Below are 20422 nucleotides of genomic sequence, written 5' to 3' on the forward strand. Positions count from 1 at the left end.
GACGACGAACACGCCGTGTCCACCGTCACCGCCGGCCCCTCGAACCCGAACACGTACGACACCCGCCCAGACGCCACACTCGCCGCCGTGCCCGTCATCACGTAGCCCTGCACGTCCTCGGGAACCCGGCGCAGCCGGGTCACGTAGTCGTGGTGCACGATGCCGGTGAAGACGCCGACGTCCCGACCCCGCAGCGACGTCGGGTCGACGCCCGCCCGCTCGAGCGCCTCCCACGAGACCTCCAACAGCAGCCGCTGCTGCGGGTCCATCGCCAGGGCCTCGCGCGGGGAGATGCCGAACAGGGCGGCGTCGAACAGGGCGGCGTCGGGCAGGAACCCGCCGGCCCGGGTGTAGGACGTCCCGGGGTGGGCGGGGTCGGGGTGGTAGAGCCGGTCGACGTCCCAGCCCCGGTCCGCCGGGAACGGGGTGATCGCGTCACGCCGCTCCGACACCAGCCGCCACAGCTCCTCGGGGCTGTCGACACCGCCCGGGAACCGGCCGGCCGTGGCGACGATCACGATGGGGTCGTCGGCGTCGGCGTCGACGGGCGCGGGCCCGTCCGCCCGGCGTCCCGCGTCCGGCGTCCCGTGGAGGACCGCGTGCAGATGCGCGGCGAGGGCGGCGGGGCTGGGGTGGTCGAAGACGACGGTGGTCGGCAGCTCGACGCCGGTCTGCTCGCGCAGGCGGTTGCGCAGCCGGACGGCGCCGAGCGAGTCCATGCCCAGGTCCTTGAAGGGCTGGCCAAGGTCGAGGTCCGCGTCCGGGCGGTGGCCGAGGACAGCCAGGGCGCTCGCCCGGACGAGATCCACCAGTTCGTACGCGCCGGAGGCGACCGGCGGGGCCTCGGCGTACGTGGGCGGGGTGGCCCCGGGCCCGGACGCGCCCGGCTCGGGCTCGGCGTCGATCCAGAAGCGCTCGTGCTGGAAGGCGTAGGTCGGCAGGTCGGGGCCGAGGGTCGCGGCGCCGGACCGACCGAGGACCGCGGGCCAGTCGACGGCGACGCCGCGCACGTGCAGGCCGGCGACGGCGGTGAGCACGGCGAGCGGCTCGTCCACGCCGGCGGGCAGGCTGGTCAGGCAGGCGGCCTCCGGCAGGTCCGGCGCTTCGAGCAGCATGGCGGTCAGCGCGCCGCCCGGCCCGGCCTCGAGGAAGGTGGTGGCCCCCTCGGCCCGCAGCGCCGACACCGCCGCGCCGAAGCGGACGGCGTGCCGCACCTGCCGTACCCAGTAGCCGGCGGCGCCCAGTTCCCCGCCGGTGGCGAGGGCGCCGGTGAGGGTGGACACGATCGGGATGCCGGCGCTGCCGAAGGTCAGGCCCTCGGCGACGGCGCGGAACTCGTCGAGCATCGGCTCCATCAGCGCGGAGTGGAACGCGTGGCTGACCTCCAGCCGGCGGGTCCGGTGGCCGGCGCGGCGCAGCCGGTCGACGACCGCGTCGACGGCCTGCCGTTCGCCGGAGAGGACGAGCGACTCGTCGCTGTTGACGGCGGCCACGCAGACGATCCCGGTCGCCTGCTCCAGCAGCGGCGTCACGTCCGCCTCGGTGGCCCGCACGGCGGTCATCGCGCCCCCGGCGGGCAGCGCGTCCATCAGCCTCGCGCGTGCGGCGACCAGCTCGGCGGCGGCGGCCAGGTCGAGCACCCCGGCGACGTGGGCCGCCGTGATCTCCCCGACCGAGTGCCCGGCCAGCAGCCCGGGCCGCACGCCCCACGAGGCGAGGAGCCGGAACAGCGCCGTCTCCAGCGCGAACAGGGCGGGCTGGGCGTAGAGGGTGCGGTCGATCAGCTCCGCGCCGGGCGTCCCGGGCGCGGCGGACAGCACCTCGGGCAGCGGCCGGGGCAGGTGACCACCGAGATGCCGTTCGACTGCGGCGACCGCGTCGGCGAAGGCCTCCCGGAACACGGGGTGGCGGCGGCGCAGCCCCGCGCCCATGCCCGCCCACTGGCTGCCCTGGCCGGTGAACACCAGGGCGAGCAGGCCCTCGCCGGCGGAGCCGGTGACCGTGGCGTCGCCGGCCACCCCGCGTTCGAGGTCACGCAGCTCGGTCACCAGGTGCTCCCGGCCGGTCGTCAGGATCACGGCGCGCCGGTCGAGGTGGCTGCGGGCGGTCGCCTGGGCGTGGGCGACGTCGCCGAGCGGCAGCGCCGCCGGGGCGGCGGCGACGAACGCGGCGACCCGGCCGGCCTGGCCGCGCAGGCCGGCCGGGGTGCGCGCCGACACGACCACCGGCACGAGGGCCGGATCGGCCGCCGGGGGCGGGGCCGGGGGGTCGCCGGCCGGCGCGGCCTCCAGGACGACGTGGGCGTTCGTGCCGCCGATGCCGAAGGACGAGACGCCGGCCCGGCGGGGGCGGCCGGAGTCCGGCCAGTCGCGGGCCACGGTGAGCAGCCGCACCCCGCCCGTCGACCAGTCGACGTGCGACGACGGGCGGTCCACATGCAGGGTGGCGGGCAGCACCCCGTGCCGCATGGCCATGACCATCTTGATGACGCCGGCGACGCCGGCGGCGGCCTGGGCGTGGCCGATGTTCGACTTCACCGAGCCCAGCCAGAGCGGCCGGGCCGGGTCGTGCTCCCTGCCGTACGTCTCCAGCAGCGCCTGCGCCTCGATCGGGTCACCGAGCGTCGTGCCGGTGCCGTGCGCCTCCACCGCGTCGACGTCGGCGCAGCCGAGCCCCGCGTTCGCCAGGGCCGCGCGGATGACCCGCTGCTGGGCCGGCCCGCTCGGCGCCGTGAGGCCGTTCGACGCACCGTCGGAGTTGACCGCCGACCCACGGACGACGGCGAGGACCTGGTGGCCGTTGCGGCGCGCGTCGGAGAGACGCTCGACCAGCAGCAGGCCGGCGCCCTCGGCCCAGCCGGTGCCGTCGGCCGCGTCGGCGAACGGCTTGCACCGCCCGTCGGGGGCCAGGCCGCGCTGGCGCGAGAACTCGACGAACGTCTCGACGGCGCCGATGACGGTGACGCCGCCGGCCAGGGCGAGGGAGCACTCCCCCTGTTGCAGGGCGCGCACCGCCAGGTGCAGGGCCACCAGCGACGACGAGCACGCCGTGTCGATCGTGATCGCCGGGCCCTCGAAGCCGTAGTGGTAGGCGATCCGGCCGGACACGACGCTGCCGGAGCTGCCGGTGAGTCGGAACCCCTCGGCCCCGGGGGAGCGGTGCAGCCGCATGCTGTAGTCGTGGCTGTTGACGCCGGCGAACACGCCGACGTCGCGGCGGGTCAGGGTGGCCGGGTCGATGCCGGCGCGTTCGAAGACCTCCCAGGACGTCTCCAGCAGCAGGCGCTGCTGCGGGTCCATCGCCAGGGCCTCGTTCGGCGAGATGCCGAAGAACGCGGCGTCGAACCCGGCGGCGTCGTCGAGGAACGCGCCGTGCCGAACGTACGTCGTGCCGGGGTGGTCGGGGTCGGGGTGAAACCTGCCGTCCGGCGGCCAGCCGCGGTCGGCGGGGAAGCCGGTGACCGCGTCGACGCCGTCGCGCACGACCCGCCACAGGCCCTCGGGGCTGTGCACCCCGGCCGGAAAGTGGCAGGCCATGGCGACGATGGCGACGGGTTCGCCGAGGTCCGCCCCGGGCGCGGCGGCGGCCGGGGCCGGGGCCGGGTCGCGACCGGTGAGGCGGTCCCGTAGGTACGCCGCGAGCGCGGCGGGTCGCGGATGGTCGAACGCGATGGTCGCGCCGAGCGTCAGACCGGTCTCGGCGGCCAGCCGGTTGCGCAGCTCGATGGCGGTCAGCGAGTCGAGGCCGGCGTCGCGGAACGGCCGGTCGGCGGGCACGGCCTCCGGGCCGTCGTGGAAGAGCACGTCGGCGGTGTGCCGGCGCACCATCCGCAGCAGCGCGGCGTGCTGCTCCGCCTCGCCCATGCCGGCCAGCCGGGCCGGCGCCGGCGCCTGGGCCGGTGCCCCGGCGGTGGCCCGCGGGCGGCGCGGCGGGACGAGCGCCCGCAGCAGCGGGGCGACGGGTCCGGCGTGGTCGTCGGCGCGCAGGGCGGCGAGGTCGAACCGGGCGGCCACGACGACCGGGGGCGCGTCCGCGCGCAGCGCGGCGTCGAGCAGCGCCATGCCGTCGTCGGCGGTGAGCCCGGTCATGCCGCCGCGCCGGGTCCGGGCCAGGTCGGCGTCGCGCAGGTGGCGCGTCATGCCGCTCGCCTGGCTCCACCAGCCCCAGGCCACGGAGACGGCCGGCAGGCCGAGGCGGCGGCGCTGCCGGGCCAGGGCGTCGAGGCAGGCGTTGGCGGCGGCGTAGTTCGCCTGCCCTGGGTTGCCGAGCAGGCCGGCGGCCGAGGAGTAGAGGACGAACGCCGCCAGGTCGCGGCCGAGGGTCAGCTCGTGCAGGTGCCGCGCCGCGTCCAGCTTGGGCCGCAGCACGGTGTCGAGGCGGTCGGCGTCGAGCGCGGTGACGACGCCGTCGTCGAGGGCCCCGGCGGCGTGCACGACCGCCGTCAGCGGGGCGTCCTCCGGGATCCCGGCCAGCAGTTCGCCGACCTGTGCGCGGTCGGCGACGTCGCAGCGGGCGACCGTGACGGTGGCGCCGAGGGCGGTCAGCTCGTCGCGCAGGGCCGCCGCCCGGCCGGTGAGGCCGCTTCGCGTGGCCAGCAGCAGGCGGCGCGCCCCGTGCCGGGTGATCAGGTGCCGGGCGGTGGTCGTGCCGAGCAGCCCGGTCCCGCCCGTGATCAGCACGGTGCCGTCCGGGTCGAGCGGTCGCCCGGCGGTGTCGCCGGGCGGCGTACGGACCAGCCGCGGCACCTGCGCCGCGTTGCGGCGTACCCGGATCTGGGGTTCGCCGGTGGCGATCGCGGCGGGCAGCGCGTCGCGGGACTGCTCGTCGGTGGCGACGAGCAGGATCCGGCCGGGGTGTTCCGACTGCGCCGAGCGCACCAGCCCCCAGACCGCCGCCGTGGCCGGGTCGTCGCGATCGCCGGTGTGCACGACCAGCAGGCCGTCCGTCGCCGGCCCGGCCAGCCAGGCCCGCAGCGCCGTCAGGGTGTCGGCGAGCACGGCCCGGGGGTCGCCGTCCGCCGGCACCTCGTGGCGCAGGTGCTCCGGCGGCGGCGTCGCCGTGTCGGGCAGGGCGACGTCGACCCACTCGACGTGGAGCAGCGGGGGCGCGGCCGCGGCCGTCGGTTCCGGCCCGGCCGCCACCGTGCCGGCCGACAGCACCGGCACGCCGGACGGGTCGGTCAGCAGCAGCCGGTGCCCGCCGTCGCAGGCCGCCGCCCCGACGGTGAGCGCCGTGGCGTCGGTGGCGTGCAGGACGACATCGGTCCAGGTCACCGGCGCGGTGGCGGGCGCGAGAACGGTGCGCACTGCCGCGTCGAGCAGCTCCGGGTGCAGGCCGTAGCCGGCGGGGTCGCGGGCGAGGGCCACCCGCCCGGCCTCCGGCGCGGGCGGTGGGGCGGGTTCGGCGGGGGCCGGGGCCAGCAGCCCGTGGGCGTGCCGGGTCCACGGCTCGCCCGGGTCCGCCCCGGCCGCCCGGGTCCAGCACCGCACGGCGCGACGCCCCCCGTCGCCGAGGCCGCCGACCGTCACCCGCACGTCGAGTGCGCCGCGGGCGGGCAGCACGAGCGGGGCGTCGGTACGCAGGGACGCGACGGCGGGGGTGCCGGTCTCGTCGCCGGCGCGGATGACGACGTCGAGCAGCGCGGTGGCGGGAACCGTCGTGCCGCCGTCGGGCCGGTCGGCGGTGAGCCAGGGGAACGACCGTGCCGACCAGCGGGCGACGGCGACGACCCCGCCGGTGTCCGGCTGGGCGACGAGGGCCCCGACGAGCGGATGCCCGGGGCCGGTGAGGCCCGCTCCCGTGGCGTCGGCGCGGGCCGGGGTGGCCGGCAGCCAGTAGGGCCGGTGGTCGAAGGCGTACGGCGGCAGCTCGACGCGGCCCCGCGCGGGCGGGGTCACGGCGGGCCAGTCCACCGCGATGCCGGTGACGTGCAGCCGGGCCATCGAGAGGGTGAGGCGGCGCAGGTCGCCCTCGTCACGGCGCAGGGACTCGGTGACCGTGGCGGCGACCCCGGCGGCATCGACGATCTCGGTCACCGGCGCCACCAGCACGGGGTGCGCGCTCACCTCGACGAAGGTCGTGAAGCCCTGGTCGAGCAGCGTGGCGACGGCGGGGGCGAAGCGCACCTGGTGGCGCAGGTTGCGCACCCAGTAGTCGCCGCCGAGGTCGCCGTCGGCGGTGATCCAGTCGCCGGTGACGGTGGACAGGAGCGGGATCTGCGGCGCGCGGGCCCGCACCCCGGACAGGGCGACGCCGAGTGGGTCGACGATCCGCTCCACCTGCGCGGTGTGCGAGGCGTAGTCCACGGCGACGCGGCGGACGCGGACCCCGTCGGCCTCCCACCCGGCCAGGATCTCCTCCAGCGCGGCGGCGGGCCCGGCGACGACCACCGAGGAGGGGCCGTTCACCGCCGCCACCTCCACCGGACCGGCGGCGGGCAGCCGCCGGGCGGCCTCGGCCTCGCCGAGGGCCACCGACGCCATCGCCCCGCCGCCGGCGAGCACGTCGCGGACGAGCTTCGCGCGCACGGCCACGGTCCGCGCGGCGTCCGGCAGCGACAGCGCCCCCGCCACGTACGCCGCGGCGATCTCGCCCTGGGAGTGGCCCACGACCGCGCCGGGGACGACGCCCGCCGCCCGCCACATGGCGGCGAGCCCGGCCATCATCGCGAAGGAGGCGCTCTGGACGACGTCCACCCGCGCCGCGAGGTCGGCGGGGACGTCGCCGCGCAGCGCGTCGACCAGCGAGAAGTCGGTGTACGGCTCGACCGCGGCGGCGCAGGCGCGCACCTGCGCGGCGAAGACGGGTGAGCTGTCGAGCAGATCCCGGCCCATCCCGCGCCACTGGGTGCCCTGGCCGGGGAAGACGAAGGCCACCCTCCCCGGCCGGGCCGACCCCACCAGGGCCCCGGAGTCGCCGCGCCCCTGCGCGACGGCGCGCAGCCGCCGCGCGGCCTCGTCGGGTGACGCCGCGACGACCACCGCGCGCTCGTCGAACAGTGCCCGCGCGCCGAGGGCCGCAGCGACGTCGGGCAGCGGGGCGTCGCCGTCGGCCAGGAACGCGGCGAGGCGCGTCGCCTGCCCGGCCAGGGCGGTCGGGGTCCGCGCCGACAGGGCGAGCGCGATCGGCCCGGCGGCGGGCGCGGCCGGCGGCGGGGCCGGCTCGTCGGGGGCCTCTTCGAGGATGACGTGGGCGTTGGTCCCGCTCACGCCGAACGAGGACACGCCGGCGCGGCGGGGGCGGCCTTCGGTGCGGGGCCAGTCACGAGCCTCGGTCAACAGCCGCACCTCCCCCGACGACCAATCCACCTGCGACGTCGGCTCACCCACATGCAACGTCGCCGGCAACACCCCCCACCGCAACGCCTCCACCATCTTGATCACACCAGCCACCCCAGCAGCAGCCTGAACATGACCGATATTCGACTTCAACGACCCCAACCACAACGGACACCCCACCCCACGACCCCGCCCATACACCCCCAACAACGCCCCCACCTCCACCGGATCCCCCAACACCGTCCCCGTCCCATGCCCCTCCACCACATCCACATCCCCACCCACCAACCCACCCACCGCCAACGCCCGCCGAATCACCCGCTCCTGCGCCAACCCACTCGGCGCCGTCAACCCATTCGACGCCCCATCCTGATTCACCGCAGAACCCCGCAACACCGCCAACACCCGACCACCCCGCGCACGCACCCCCGACAACCGCTCCAACACCACCACCCCCACCCCCTCCCCCCAACCCGTCCCATCCGCGTCCGACGAATACGACTTGCAACGACCGTCGGCCGAGAGCCCACGCTGGCGGGAGAACTCCAGGAACGCGTCCGGGCTGGCCATGACGGTCGCGCCGCCGGCCAGGGCGATCGTGCACTCACCCGCCCGCAACGCCTGCGCCGCCAGATGGATCGCCACCAACGACGACGAACACGCCGTGTCCACCGTCACCGCCGGCCCCTCGAACCCGAACACGTACGACACCCGCCCAGACGCCACACTCGCCGCCGTGCCCGTGGTCATGAACCCTTCGAGGTCGGGCGGAAGCTGACCGCTCGGGGCGGGGCCGTGGCCCATCACGCCGGCGAAGACGCCGACCTCCGTGCCGCGCAGCGGCCCCGGGTCGATGCCGGCGTGTTCGAGGGCCTCCCAGGACGCCTCCAGCAGCAGCCGCTGCTGCGGGTCCATCGCCAGGGCCTCGCGCGGGGAGATGCCGAAGAAGCCGGCGTCGAACTGCGCGGCCGTGGGCAGGAAGCCGCCGCGCTCGACGTACGACGTGCCCGGGTGGGCGGGGTCGGGGTCGAACAGCGTCGACAGGTCCCAGCCCCGGTCGTCGGGGAAGCCGGTGATGCCCTCCCCGCCCTCCGCGACCAGCCGCCACAGCTCCGCCGGGCTGCCCACGCCGCCGGGCAGGCGGCAGGCCATGCCCACGATGGCGATGGGTTCGGCGGAGGCGACGCCGACCGCCGCCCGGTCCGGGGTCTCGCGGCCGAGGAGCCGGTCGCGCAGGTGCGCGGCGAGCGCCCCGGCGGTGGGGTGGTCGAAGGTGACGGTGGTGGGCAGGGCCAGTCCGGTCGCGTCCGCGAGCCGGTTGCGCAGCTCCACCACGGCCGCGGAGGAGAGGCCGAGGTCACGGAACGCGCGGCCGGCGGTGGCGTCGGCGCGGCCGACGCCGAGCACGGCGGTGACGTGCTCGCCGACCAGGTCGCGCAGCAGCGCGAGCTGGTCCGGGTCGTCCAGGGCGGCCAGGCGGGCCCGTAGCCCCGCGGCCGTGGCCGGGTCCGGCGTGCCGGTGGGGGCCGCGGCGGCCGCGAGGTCACGCAGCAGGGGCGGTGCCGCGCCGGCCGTCGCCGACGGGTCGGGGCGCCGGGCCAGCAACACGGCGGGGCGCAGGGCGAGCGCGGCGTCGAGGGCGGCGAACAGGTCGCGTGGCCGCCCGACCGCGCCGTCCGGGGCGTCGTCGCCGGCCCACTCGACGAACGTCGCGGGCAGTCCCTGCCGGCGTCGGGTGTGGACCAGCGCCTCGGCGTCCGCCGTGGCGCCGACGGCGAGGAACAGGGCGGTGTCGAGGTGGGCGGTGGCGAGGTGCAGGGCGCGGCCCAGCTCGACGTCGCCGCAGGCGTGCAGGACCGCGACCACCGGCCGTGGCAGTTCCGCCAGCGCCGCGCGCAGCGGCCCGTCCTGACCGGGGCGGACGGTCGCGGTGTCCCCGGCGCGCCCCGGCGCGCCCGTGGCGACGGTGAGCACGGTGCCGGCCCCGGTGGCCTCGACGAGCCGGCGGGCCAGCTCCGCCCGGGGCCCGGTGTCCGCCCCGGTGACGACGACCGAGCCGCCGGCGGGTGCGGCGAGTGGCCAGGGCCGGTCGTCGGCGGGGACGCGGACCAGCCGGGGCACCAGCGGGCCGGCGGGGCGCACGGCGATCTCCGGCTCGTCCGTGCCGGTCGGCGTGGCACCGGCCGTGACGCCGGCGGCGAGGTCGACGGTGGCCAGGTGCCCCGGCGTACGCGGGCGCAGGGCGCGGGCCGCCGCCCAGACCGGGAACTGGGCCGGGTCGGGCGCGGGATCGTCCGGGTCGGTCGTCACGGCGTGCCGGGTGAGCACGACGAGCCGCTCGCCCGCGCCCAGCCGGCCGGCCCGCTCGGTCAGCGTCCGGGCGAGGCGACTGCCGAGCAGCGCCCGCTCCGCCGGACCGGCGGGGGCATCGGCGGGCGGGGTGAGGTCGAGCAGCTCGGCGTCCGGCCGTTGCGGGCCGTCCGCGGCCAGCGGCACCCAGCGCAGGGTGAGCAGGCCGTCGTGGTGGCCGCTCGCCGCCCAGCGCAGCCACGACGGCTGGTCGACGAGCCGGCGACGGGAGATCTTGCCGGACGCCGTGCGCGGGATCGCCCGCACCTCGCGGATCTCCTCGGGGACCTCGAAGGGGGCCAGTTGCGCGCGGCAGCGGTCGAGCAGGGCTGCGACGTCGAGCCCGGCCGGGCCCGGCTGCACGTACGCCACGGGCACCTCGCCGAGCACGTCGTGGTCGACGCCGCCGACGCCGACGTCGGCCACTCCCCCGACGTCGCGCAGCACGGCCTCGATCGTCTCGGGGTGGATGTTCTCGCCGCCCCGGATGACGAGGTCGCTGATCCGCCCGCAGATCGTGAGGTAGCCACCGGCGTCGCGCCGGGCCAGGTCGCCGGTGCGGTACCAGCCGTCGCGCAGCGCCGCCCCGGTGGCGACCGGGTCGCCGTGGTAGCCGACCATGACGCTGGGGCCACGCACCCAGACCTCGCCCTCGTCGCCGACCGCCGCCTCCCGGCCGGTCCCGGGGTCGACGAGCCGCACGTCGACGCCGGGCACGGGCAGGCCGCAGGACCCGTCGGGCCCGCCGCCGTCGGGCGGGTTCATGGTGATCGCCCCGCAGGTCTCGGTGCTGCCGTACGCGTCGACGAGCGGCACCCCGAAGGTCTCCTCGAACGCCCGTCGCAGCCCGGGACCGGTCACCGCTCCGCCGACGAGCCCGATCCGCAGGTCGGGCAGGGTCAGGCCGGTCTCGCGCCGCGCCCGCACCAGCCCGTGGTACGTGGTGGGCACCCCGGCGAGGAACGTCGACCGGTGTGTGCGCAGCGCGTCGAGCACGTCGGACGCCGACTGGCCGTCCACGATCCGGGCCGTGGCGCCCACCGCGATCACGGCCAGCACGCAGGCGATGTGGGAGAGGCTGTGGAACAGCGGCAGCGGCCAGAGCACCCGGTCGTGCTCGCCGAGCCCGGGGACGGGCACGTAGCAGGAGGCCACGGACCACAGGCAGTTGCGCTGGGTGGAGAGCACGCCCTTGGGCCTGCCGGTGGTGCCGGAGGTGTAGAACATCCAGGCCACCTCGTCGAGCCCGAGGTCGTCCGGCGCGCTCGCGCGCGGCTCGGTCGCGGCGAGCCGCTCGTAGGGCAGGCAGCCCGCCACGGTTCCCGTCGACAGCACGGTCGGCGGCGACGTCGCGGCGGCGAACTCCGCCGCGTGGGCGGCGGTGGTCATGGCGAACCGGGCACCGCTGTCCTGGAGCTGGAAGGCGAGGTCACGGCGGCTGGCGTGCGGGTTGAGCGGCACGCCGACAGCGCCGGCGCGGACCACGGCGAGGTAGCCCTCCACCATGGCCACCGTGTTGCCGAGGCAGAGCGCGACGCGGTCGCCGCGGCGCAGCCCGGCGTCGACCAGGTGGCCGGCGAGCCGGCGGGTCCGCGCCTCCAGCTCGGCGTAGGTGACCCTCCGGCTGTCGTCCTCGTACGCGACCCGGTCGCCGAGGCGTTCCGCGTGCTCGCGCAGGATCATGGGCAAGGGTTTGACTAAATCGGCACGCACCACAGCCCCTGACACTCTCGGGAAAACCGGCACGGCGGATACCAGCGCCGACCGACCCATGTCGAAAGCCGCCACCGGAATGCATTTGACGGAAGCGTCGGCAGCGCATTCGCGGGCGGACACCACCTTTATCCCTGCTGCACATTAATCACCGTCCCGCTCCTGAGGGGATCCCCCGGTCTGGTAGCCGCGCGGGGTCATCGAGAGGTCAAATTGCCCCTAGGGTACGAAGCCACCAAATCGGCGGAGTCACCCCCAGCCCTCGCCACCCCTCGCCGCCTCGCGCATTTTGCTCGTTTTGTCCGTCGGATGTCCGCCACTTTCGTGACCAAGAGGGTTCACCACGCCACCAGGAGTTACGCAACGCTCCGACCGCTACTTGCCGTCATTGCCGCAAGAACACCTTCAATGCTGCACAACCACCCTGGAACCTAAGATCAATAAAGGGTGCCCTCATTAGCAGAGAGTAAGGCGGACCTCGATGCTTCTGGCGGCACATTCGACTCCTTGCTGATACCGTCCGGCCATGGCTACGATTACGCCCGAACGGGGGTCAGCGCCCGCGCCACCATCGTCGCGTCATCGACGACCGACATAATTCCCACGCAGTCCGGCGCCGTTTTTCAGCCCCTCCCGAAACTTGCCCGCGGGCACCGCCGTGACCAGGCGGGCCCGGGGCGGCCACGACGATCGGGCCCTGTGATGTGACGTTCACCGGCCCGGGACGACAGACGCCACGGCACGTGCGGGCGTCCGCCCCGGCACAGCACGAAATCGAGGGAATGATGACGTTAGAGGCCGCACTTCATCCGGAAGCTCCCGCCGGCAGTTGCCTGCGGCGGCTCGACAGCGGCGCCCCCCACGCGATCGAGACGCTGATCATCGCGTCCGCCGCCGCCTGGTGCGAGGGACGGCTCGACCGCTGCCTCGAACTGGCCCGGCGGGCGGCCGTCAGCGGCGGTCACACACCGGCCGACCGCGACTGGTCGCGCCTGGCGACGGTCTGGCACGCCACCGTCCTCACCCGCCTCGGCGACCTGCGGCACGGCAGCCAGATGGTGGCACGGGCGCTGGCCGGCGACGGCACCGACCCGAGCGAGCGGCTGCTGGCCGCCGCCACGCTGTGCCGCTCCGAGATCGCGCTGGCCCACGGCGACCTCGACGACGCCGTCACCGCCGCCCGCGACGGGCTGGAGCTGGCCGAACGCGCCGCCGTACGCACCCTGCTGCCGCTGGGCCACATCGTGCTCGCCCAGAGCGCGCTGCGCCAGGGCGACATGGGCACCCTCGGCACGTACGCCAACCATCTCAAGGACGATGCCCTGCTGGGGCACACCCGGTTCATGCCCGGCCGGTGCTCCCTGACGATCACCCAGCTCCTGGAGGCCCGGGACGGCACCGCCAGCGTCGCCCACCTCATCGAGAGCATCACCACCGACGACCGGCTGCTGCTGGAGCTGCTGGTGGCCCACCCGGCCGCCGCCTCCTGGCTGGTGCGGGCCGCACAGAAGCTCGACGCCCGCGACCTCGCCGCCGGGGTTGTCTTCCGGGCCCACGGCCTCGCCGTGTGCAATCCCGACTTCCCCCTGCTCTACGCCTCCGCCTTGCACTCCGCCGGCCTGTTCGACGACAGTGTCGAGCGGCTCCTGGCCGCCGAGGAGCTGCACCAGGACGTGTGGGCCAAGGCGTCGGCGGCGGAGGACGCGGGCATGATGCTGGCCGCCGCCACCGGGGACCGGGAGCGGGCCGTCGCGGCACTCAGCCGGGCCGCCGACGCGTATCTCACCGTCGGCGCGTCGCGGGACGTGTTCCGGGTCAACAGCAAGCTGCGCGAGCTGGGCGCCCGCCGGCGGCAGGTGCCCCGGTTGACCGGCCGACCCACCGCCGGCGGCAGCCGGCTCACCGACACCGAGTTCGCCGTGGCCGAGCTGGTCAGCCAGGGCCTCACCAACGCCCGGGTCGGCCGCCAGTTGTTCATCTCGACGCACACGGTCGCCTTCCACCTGCGGAAGGTCTTCCGCAAGCTGGGCATCAATTCGCGGGTCGAGCTGGCGAGCACCTGGAATCAGATCGTCACGCACTGAGCGCCAACGACTAGCGACTTCGGTGATTGCCCGCCGACGGCCCTTCGACCAGGCTGAATTCGTGGACACTCACGATTTCCTCGCCCTGGACGACCAACTCGACGACGCCGAGCGTTCCATCCGCGACGCCGTGCGTTCCTACGCCACCGCACAGCTCCTGCCCCAGGTAGACGGCTGGTACCAGCGCGGCGAACTGCCCCGGGAAATCGCGAAGGAACTCGGCGGTCTCGGCGTTCTGGGAATGCAGCTCGACGGTTACGGATGTGCGAACGCCTCACCCGCGGCCTATGGCGTGGTGTGCCGGGAACTGGAGGCGGTCGATTCCGGGCTGCGCAGCTTCCTCTCGGTCCAGAGCTGCCTGGCCATGTACGCCATCCATCGTTGGGGCGACGAGGAGCAGCGCCGGGAATGGTTGCCCGCGATGGCCGCCGGTGACGCCCTCGGCTGTTTCGGGCTGACCGAGCCGGATTCCGGGTCCGATCCGTCCTCGATACGCACGGTCGCCCGCCGCGACGGCGACGACTGGGTGATCGACGGCGCCAAGGCGTGGATGTCCAACGGCACGATCGCCGACGTCGCGGTCGTCTGGGCCGGCACCCCGCAGGGCCTGCGCGGGTTCCTCGTCCCCACGTCGGCCCCGGGGTACCGGGCGACGGAGATCACCGACAAGCTCTCCCTGCGCGCGTCTGTCTCGACGAACCTCACCCTGGAGAACGTGCGCGTGCCGTCCTCGGCGCTGCTGCCGCTGGCCCGGGGGCTCGGCGCGCCCCTCTCCTGCCTCGACGAGGCGCGTTTCGGCATCCTCTGGGGCATGGTCGGCGCCGCCCGCACCTGCTACGCGGCGGCCCTGGACCACGCGGGCCGCCGCCACCAGTTCGGCCGGCCGATCGCCGGCTTCCAGCTGGTCCAGCGCAAGCTCGCCGCCATGGTCGTCGAACTGACCCACGCCGGCCTGACCGCGTGGCGACTGTCCCAGCTCAAGTCGGCCCGGAGGCTGACCTCCGCGCAGATCAGCTTCGGCAAGCTCGCCAACGCGCGGTCGGCGGTCGAGGTGGCGCGCTGCGCCCGGACCATCCTGGGCGCGAACGGCATCACCCTCGCCCACCCGGTCGCCCGGCACCTGGCGAACCTCGACGCGGTGCTGACCGTCGAGGGCACCGAGGAGGTGCACCAGCTTGTCATCGGCCGCGCGGTGACCGGGATCTCGGCGTTCCGCTGAGCCGTCGTCGCCCGCCGCCGGGGTGGAGCCGACGGCGGGCGACGACGGACGACGGGGCGCGGCGGTCTACAGCGGGATGTTGCCGTGCTTGCGGTCCGGGGCGACGACCCGCTTCCGGGCCAGCAGGCGCAGCGCCCGGACCAGGTGGCCACGGGTGTGCGACGGCGGGATGACCGCGTCCACGTAGCCGCGATCGGCCGCCTGGTAGGGGGTCGCCAGGCTCTCGTACTCCCGCTCCAGCTGCGCACGGCGGGCGGCGCGCTCCTCGCCGTCGAGCCCCGACAGCTCACGGCGGTAGAGGACGCTCACCGCGCCGGAGGCCCCGGTCACCGCGATCTGCGCCGTCGGCCACGCGAGGTTGACGTCCGCGCCGAGGTGCTTGGAGCCCATCACCCCGTACGCGCCGCCGTACGCCTTCCGGGTGATCACGGTGATCTTGGGGACGGTGGCCTCCGCGTACGCGTAGATGAGCTTCGCGCCACGGCGGATCAGCCCGTTCCACTCCTGGTCGGTGCCGGGCAGGAAGCCGGGCACGTCGACGAAGGTCAGCACGGGCACGTTGAAGGCGTCGCAGGTGCGCACGAAGCGGGCCGCCTTCTCGGACGCGTCGATGTTCAGACACCCGGCGAAGCGCGCGGGCTGGTTGGCCACGACGCCGACGCTGCGCCCGTCGACCCGCCCGAACCCGCACACGATGTTGGCGGCGAACAATGGCTGCACCTCCAGGAACCCGCCGCCGTCGAGCACCCGCGACAGGATCTCCCGCACGTCGTAGGCGCGCCGGGGCGAGTCCGGGATCAGCGTGTCGAGTTCGAGGTCCGCCGGGGTGAGCCCGTCGCCGATCTCCCCGGCCGGCGGGGGTGGCCCGGCGACCACCGGCGGCAGCTCCTTGTTGTTGCCGGGCAGGTGGCCCAGCAGCCGCCGGACGTAGGCGAGGGCGTCGCTCTCGTCGGCGGCGAGGTGGTGCGCCACGCCGGTGCGGGTGTTGTGCAGCCGCCCCCCGCCGAGGGCCTCCAGGTCGATCTCCTGGCCCGTGGCCGCCTTGACGATGCCCGGCCCGGTGATGAACATGTGGCTGGTCCGGTCGACCATGACGGTGAAGTCGGTCAACGCCGGCGAGTAGACGGCGCCGCCGGCACACGGCCCCATGATCAATGAGAGCTGCGGGACCACCCCGGAGCAGGACACGTTGCGCATGAAGATCTCGCCGTAGCTGCGCAGCGAGGCGACGCCCTCGGTGATCCGCGCGCCGCCGCCGTCGTTGATGCCCACGATCGGGCAGCCCACGCGCACGGCGAGGTCCATCGCCTTGAGGATCTTCTCGCCGCCCACCTCCCCGATCGCGCCCCCGAAGACCGTCGCGTCCTGGCTGTAGACGACGACGGGACGGCCGTCGACCGTGCCGGTGCCGGTGACCACCCCGTCGCCGAGGGGGTGCGACGCGGCCATCCCGGCGGCGGTGCTGCGGTGCGTCGACAGCGCGTCGAGCTCGACGAAGGAGCCGGGGTCGAGCAACCCCGCGATGCGCTCCCGGGCGGTGCCCCGGCGGCGGGCACGCTGCCGGGCCAGCGCGGCCGGCCCTCCGTTGCGCTCGGCCTGCGCCGTGCGCCTGCCCAGGTCGGCGAGCTTCTCGGCGGTGGTGTCCGCCCCGGCGGGCACGACGCCGGCCGGCGCGGCCGCGCGGATCGGTGTGTCCAGGTCCATGCCGTCTGCCTCCTTCCCCGTCAGCACGCCGGGCCGCCGGCCACGTGGACGACCTGCCCGGACACGAACGACGCCCGGTCCCCGGCCAGGAACGCCACGACGTCGGCGACCTCCTCGGGACGCCCGACGCGGCGCAACGCGATGCCCTCCGCCGCCCGCGCCTGGTGCTCGGCGACGCTCTGGCGCGCGCGGGCGGCCAGTGCCGCGGTCATCTCGGTGGCGACGTACCCGGGCGCGACCGCGTTCACCGTGATGTTGAGCGGGCCCAGCTCCAGCGCGAGCGTCCTGGTCAGCCCTTCGAGGCCCGCCTTGGCTGCGGAGTAGTTCGCCTGCCCCGGATTGCCCCGGGCCGCGACGCTCGACAGGTTCACCACGCGGCCGACGCCCGCCTTCGCCATGTGGTCCAGGACGGCCTGGGTCATCAGGAAGGCCCCGCGCAGGTTGACCCCGAGCACGAGGTCCCAGTCGTCGGCGGACATCAGGAACAGCGCGTTGTCGCGTACCGCCCCGGCGTTGTTGACCAGCACGACCGGGGGCCCCAACGCGTCGGCCACCTGTCTCGTCGCCGCCGTCACGGAACCGGGATCGGTCACGTCGGCCTCGACGGCGATCGCCCGGCCACCCGCGCTGGCGATCCGGTCGGCGGTGGCGGTCGCCGCGGTGCGGTCGAGGTCGAGAACGGCGACCGGCAGGCCGTCGCCGGCGAGCCGCTGGGCGATGCAGGCCCCGATGCCCCGGCCGGCGCCGGTGACGATGGCGACGCGGCTCATGCGACCGGGGCGGCCGCGCGGACCCCTACGGCCCGGGGCGCACCGGTCGCCTCACCGGCCCGCAACGCGGCGATCCGCTCGGCGGGAAAGCCGAGTTCCCGCAGCACCACCTCGGTGTGTTCGCCCAGCGCCGGTACCGGCCCCATGGGCAGCTCCACCCCGGCGATGGTGAACGGCGGCAACAGCCCACGGACGACACCCGCCGGTGTCTGCACCGGCCGCCACCGCCCCCGGTGCGCCAGCTGCGGGTGGCTCAGCAGGTCGGTGACGTCGCCCAGCCGGGCGTACGCGATGCCGGCCCCCTCCAGCGCCGCCTCGATCGACCGGCCGTCCCGGGTCGACGTGATCCCGGCGACGACCGCGTTGAGGCCGGCGCGGTTGCGCACCCGCGCCTCGTTCGTGGCCCAGGCCGGGTCGGTGGCGAGGTGGGGCCGGCCCAGGACGTCGGTCGCGAAGCGCGCCCACTCCCGGTCGTTCTGGACGCCGATCATCACGTCGGGCCCGTCGGCGGTGGGGAACGCGTCGTACGGGGCGACCGAGGCGTGGGACAGGCCCATCCGGTCCGGCGCGTGCCCGGTGCCCTGGGCGAAATAGAGGTGGAAGCCCATCCACTCGCCCGTCGCCTCCAGCATCGAGACCTCTAGCTGCGCGCCGAGGCCCGTGCTCGCGCGCCGCAGCAGCGCCGCCAGCACCGACGACAGCGCGTACATCCCGGCGGCGATGTCGGAGGCAGGGATGCCGGTCTTGGCGGGACGGTCCGGCCAGCCGGTGACGGAGACGAGGGCGGCCTCGCACTGCACGAGCATGTCGTAGGCGCGCCGGTTCCCGTACGGGCCGTCGCCGCCGTAGCCCGACATGTCGACGGTCACCAGGCGGGGGTGGCGGGCACGCAGGTCGGCCGCCCCGAAGCCCAGCCGCCCGGCCGCGCCGGGAGCGAGATTCTGCACGAAGACGTCGGCGCCGGCCACGAGCGCGGCCAGCGCCTCCCGCCCGCCGGGGGTCTTCAGGTCCAGCGCCACCGACTGCTTGCCCCGGTTGAGCCAGACGAAGTGGCTGGACAGGCCCTTGATGCTGGCGTCGTAGCCGCGCGCGAAGTCCCCGCCCTGCGGGCGCTCGACCTTGACCACCCGCGCCCCCAGGTCGGCGAGGTGGCGGGTGGCCAGCGGAGCAGCGACGGCCTGCTCCAGCGCCACGACCGTGACGCCGGCCAGCGGCAGGGGCGCCGGTTCGCCGGCTCCGGGAACGGTCGGCTGCTGCGGGTCCATCGTGGCTTCTCCGATCGGCCGGGCAACGGCCGGAACCCGCCCTGAGCAGGCAGGTCGCGGCGCGGACGTTGTCCAAACCGTACGTCCGCGCCGCCGAGGCGGGGCATCCCTCGACCTGACAGTGCCGGCCGTGATCGGCAGCGGCCGGCTACCCCGGGGAGCCGGTCAGCGCGGCGCCGCGAACAGGGCCCGGACGGTGCCGGCGGCGTACCGCCCCGCGTCGTGCTCGACGGCGGCGGCCAGCGCGGTGAGCTGGGCGGCGGCGAGGCGGCGCAGGAACGGGTCGGCGAAGGTGGTGGTGACCGCGCCGGTCGCGTAGTCCTTGACGTCCTGGAGCCGGTCGCTGGCCTCGTTCACGATCAGGTACGGCCCGGCGACGACGTAGGCGTGGCACTCGTGCAGCACCCGGCTGAGGTCGGCCAGGCAGTTGCGGCCGAGGTTGCGGCCCGGGGTCGCCACCATGACGACCGCGCTCTTGCCGAGCAGTGCCGCGCTCGGCATCGGGCGGGACGCCCAGTCGATCGCGTTCTTGACCACGCCCGGGATCGAGCCGTTGTATTCCGGGGTGGCGATGACGAGGCCGTCCGCCTCCCGGATGGCCGTGCGCCAGCGGCGCACCGGCTCCGGCGCCTCCGCGACGTCGAGGTCCTGGTTGTACAGCGGGATGTCACCGAGCCCGTCGAAGATGTCGAACGTCATCCCGTCGGGGGCCACGCTCGGCAACGCGCGCAGCAGATGGGTGTTGAAGGATTCCTGGCGCAGCGATCCGGACAGCGCGAGAATACGCAACGGGAGAGCTCCTCGGAGTCGAGTCGACGCCTGCCCTCGGCCATGCGGTTCCACCAGGACGAATGGCACAAGCAGGAGGCGATGGAAACAAGTGCGAAACGATGGCACAAGCAGGAAAGGCCGCAACACTTTATCGCACCTTCGCGCCGCACTGCCACCTGACTGCTGCGGTGCGTGACCACTCAGAACGTCGCGACGTCCACCAGGACCTTGCCGGCGGAACCCGCCTGCACCGCGTCGTGCGCGTCCCGGGTGCGCTCCAGCGGGAAGCGCAGCAGGGGCAGCCCCGAGGCGTCCCCGACATCGAGCGCACCCGCCCCGACGGCAGCCGCGACGTCCCCGACCGCGACGTCCTTGGCGGCCGGCGGCAGCGTCGTGCCGAGCACGAACTGGTAGCGCACGTTCCGGCCCATCAGGACGGCGGTGGGCAGGGTCACCTGGCCGCGCCCCTCGGTCGCGTAGACCGCGACCGTGCCACCGGTAGCGAGCACCTCCAGGTCCGTTTCGGCGTACGCCGAGGCCGCCACCTGCACGATCAGGTCGACGCCGGCGGCCGCGACCGCGCGTACGTCCGCCGCCGCCGTCGCCGCGCGGTAGTCCACGACGTGCTGCGCCCCGGCGGCCCGCACGCGCCTCTCCTGGTCGGGGCTGCTGGCCGTGGCGACGACCTCCGCCCCGCTCCACACCGCGAGCTGGATCGCCGCGTGGCCGAGCGTGCCGGTGCCACCCACGACGAGCACCCGACGCCCGGCCAGCGCGCCGGGCCCGAGGCGGTCGGGGGCGTCCCGCCCGGCGAGCAGGCAGGCGTGCGCCGCCACCGCCGGCAGCCCGACGCTCGCGCCGATCTCGTACGACACGTCCGGCGGCAGCGGCACCGCCTGCCGCTGCGGCACCACGACGTACTCGGCGGCGGTGCCGCCGGGTCGACGCCAGGCCGCGTCCCACAGCCAGACGCGCTGCCCCGCCCGCGCGGGATCCACGCCGACGCCGACGGCGTCGATCACCCCGCTGCCGTCGTGGTGCGGGACGACCACCGGATACAGCAGCTCGCCGCGGACGTGGCCGAACTGGCGGCACTTCCAGTCCGTCGCGTTGACGCCGGAGATCGTGACCCGCACCCGGACCTCGCCGGGGCCGGGCTCCGGCACCGGCAGTTCGGTCAGTTCGAGGACGTCGCTGCCACCCACCGACGTATAGATGATTGCCTTCACCCTCGTGACGCTAGGGAGCCCGCCCCGCGCCACACAACGGG

At 75.4% G+C, this 20422-nt stretch carries 8 protein-coding genes; 2 read left to right on the forward strand and 6 right to left on the reverse strand.

The features are described from left to right. On the reverse strand, window positions 1-11309 hold an 11309-nt coding region (locus GA0070558_RS24485; protein ID WP_091283981.1), incomplete at its 3' end, for a type I polyketide synthase. A gap of 815 nt (window positions 11310-12124) precedes the next feature. Between GA0070558_RS24485 and GA0070558_RS24490 the strand changes: the two genes are divergently transcribed. Together GA0070558_RS24490 and GA0070558_RS24495 are read left to right on the forward strand one after the other, a co-directional pair. Beyond that, complete coding sequence (locus GA0070558_RS24490) at window positions 12125-13423, forward strand: LuxR C-terminal-related transcriptional regulator (RefSeq protein WP_141722310.1); 1299 nt, start codon at window positions 12125-12127, stop codon at window positions 13421-13423. 61 nt (window positions 13424-13484) lie between these two features. Beyond that, window positions 13485-14642 carry an acyl-CoA dehydrogenase family protein gene (locus tag GA0070558_RS24495; protein WP_091283984.1) on the forward strand — a complete coding sequence of 386 codons (1158 nt, stop codon included), beginning with the start codon at window positions 13485-13487 and terminating at the stop codon, window positions 14640-14642. A 66-nt stretch (window positions 14643-14708) separates the two neighbouring features. Here GA0070558_RS24495 and GA0070558_RS24500 read toward each other — a convergent pair whose 3' ends face one another. From GA0070558_RS24500 to GA0070558_RS24520, 5 genes are all read right to left on the reverse strand, one after another. Beyond that, complete coding sequence (locus GA0070558_RS24500) at window positions 14709-16346, reverse strand: acyl-CoA carboxylase subunit beta (RefSeq protein ID WP_091283986.1); 1638 nt, start codon at window positions 16344-16346, stop codon at window positions 14709-14711. A gap of 20 nt (window positions 16347-16366) precedes the next feature. Continuing rightward, window positions 16367-17116 (reverse strand): 3-oxoacyl-ACP reductase FabG, encoded by a 750-nt coding sequence (gene fabG, locus GA0070558_RS24505; RefSeq protein WP_091283988.1) that lies wholly within the window; start codon window positions 17114-17116, stop codon window positions 16367-16369. Then, the gene (locus GA0070558_RS24510; protein ID WP_091283990.1) at window positions 17113-18381 is read right to left on the reverse strand and encodes a CaiB/BaiF CoA transferase family protein; all 1269 of its coding nucleotides are present in this window, start codon (window positions 18379-18381) and stop codon (window positions 17113-17115) included. The genes fabG and GA0070558_RS24510 overlap by 4 nt, the downstream gene beginning before the upstream one ends. Window positions 18382-18546: 165 nt before the next feature. Next, on the reverse strand, window positions 18547-19170 hold the full coding sequence (locus GA0070558_RS24515) for an NAD(P)H-dependent oxidoreductase (RefSeq protein ID WP_091283992.1): 624 nt from the start codon (window positions 19168-19170) through the stop codon (window positions 18547-18549). Between the two features lie 182 nt (window positions 19171-19352). Beyond that, window positions 19353-20381: an NADPH:quinone reductase gene (locus tag GA0070558_RS24520; protein ID WP_091283994.1), complete on the reverse strand. Its 1029-nt coding sequence runs from the start codon at window positions 20379-20381 to the stop codon at window positions 19353-19355. Window positions 20382-20422 lie beyond the last annotated feature (41 nt).

The organism is Micromonospora haikouensis (assembly GCF_900091595.1).
GTDB classification, from domain to species: domain Bacteria; phylum Actinomycetota; class Actinomycetes; order Mycobacteriales; family Micromonosporaceae; genus Micromonospora; species Micromonospora haikouensis.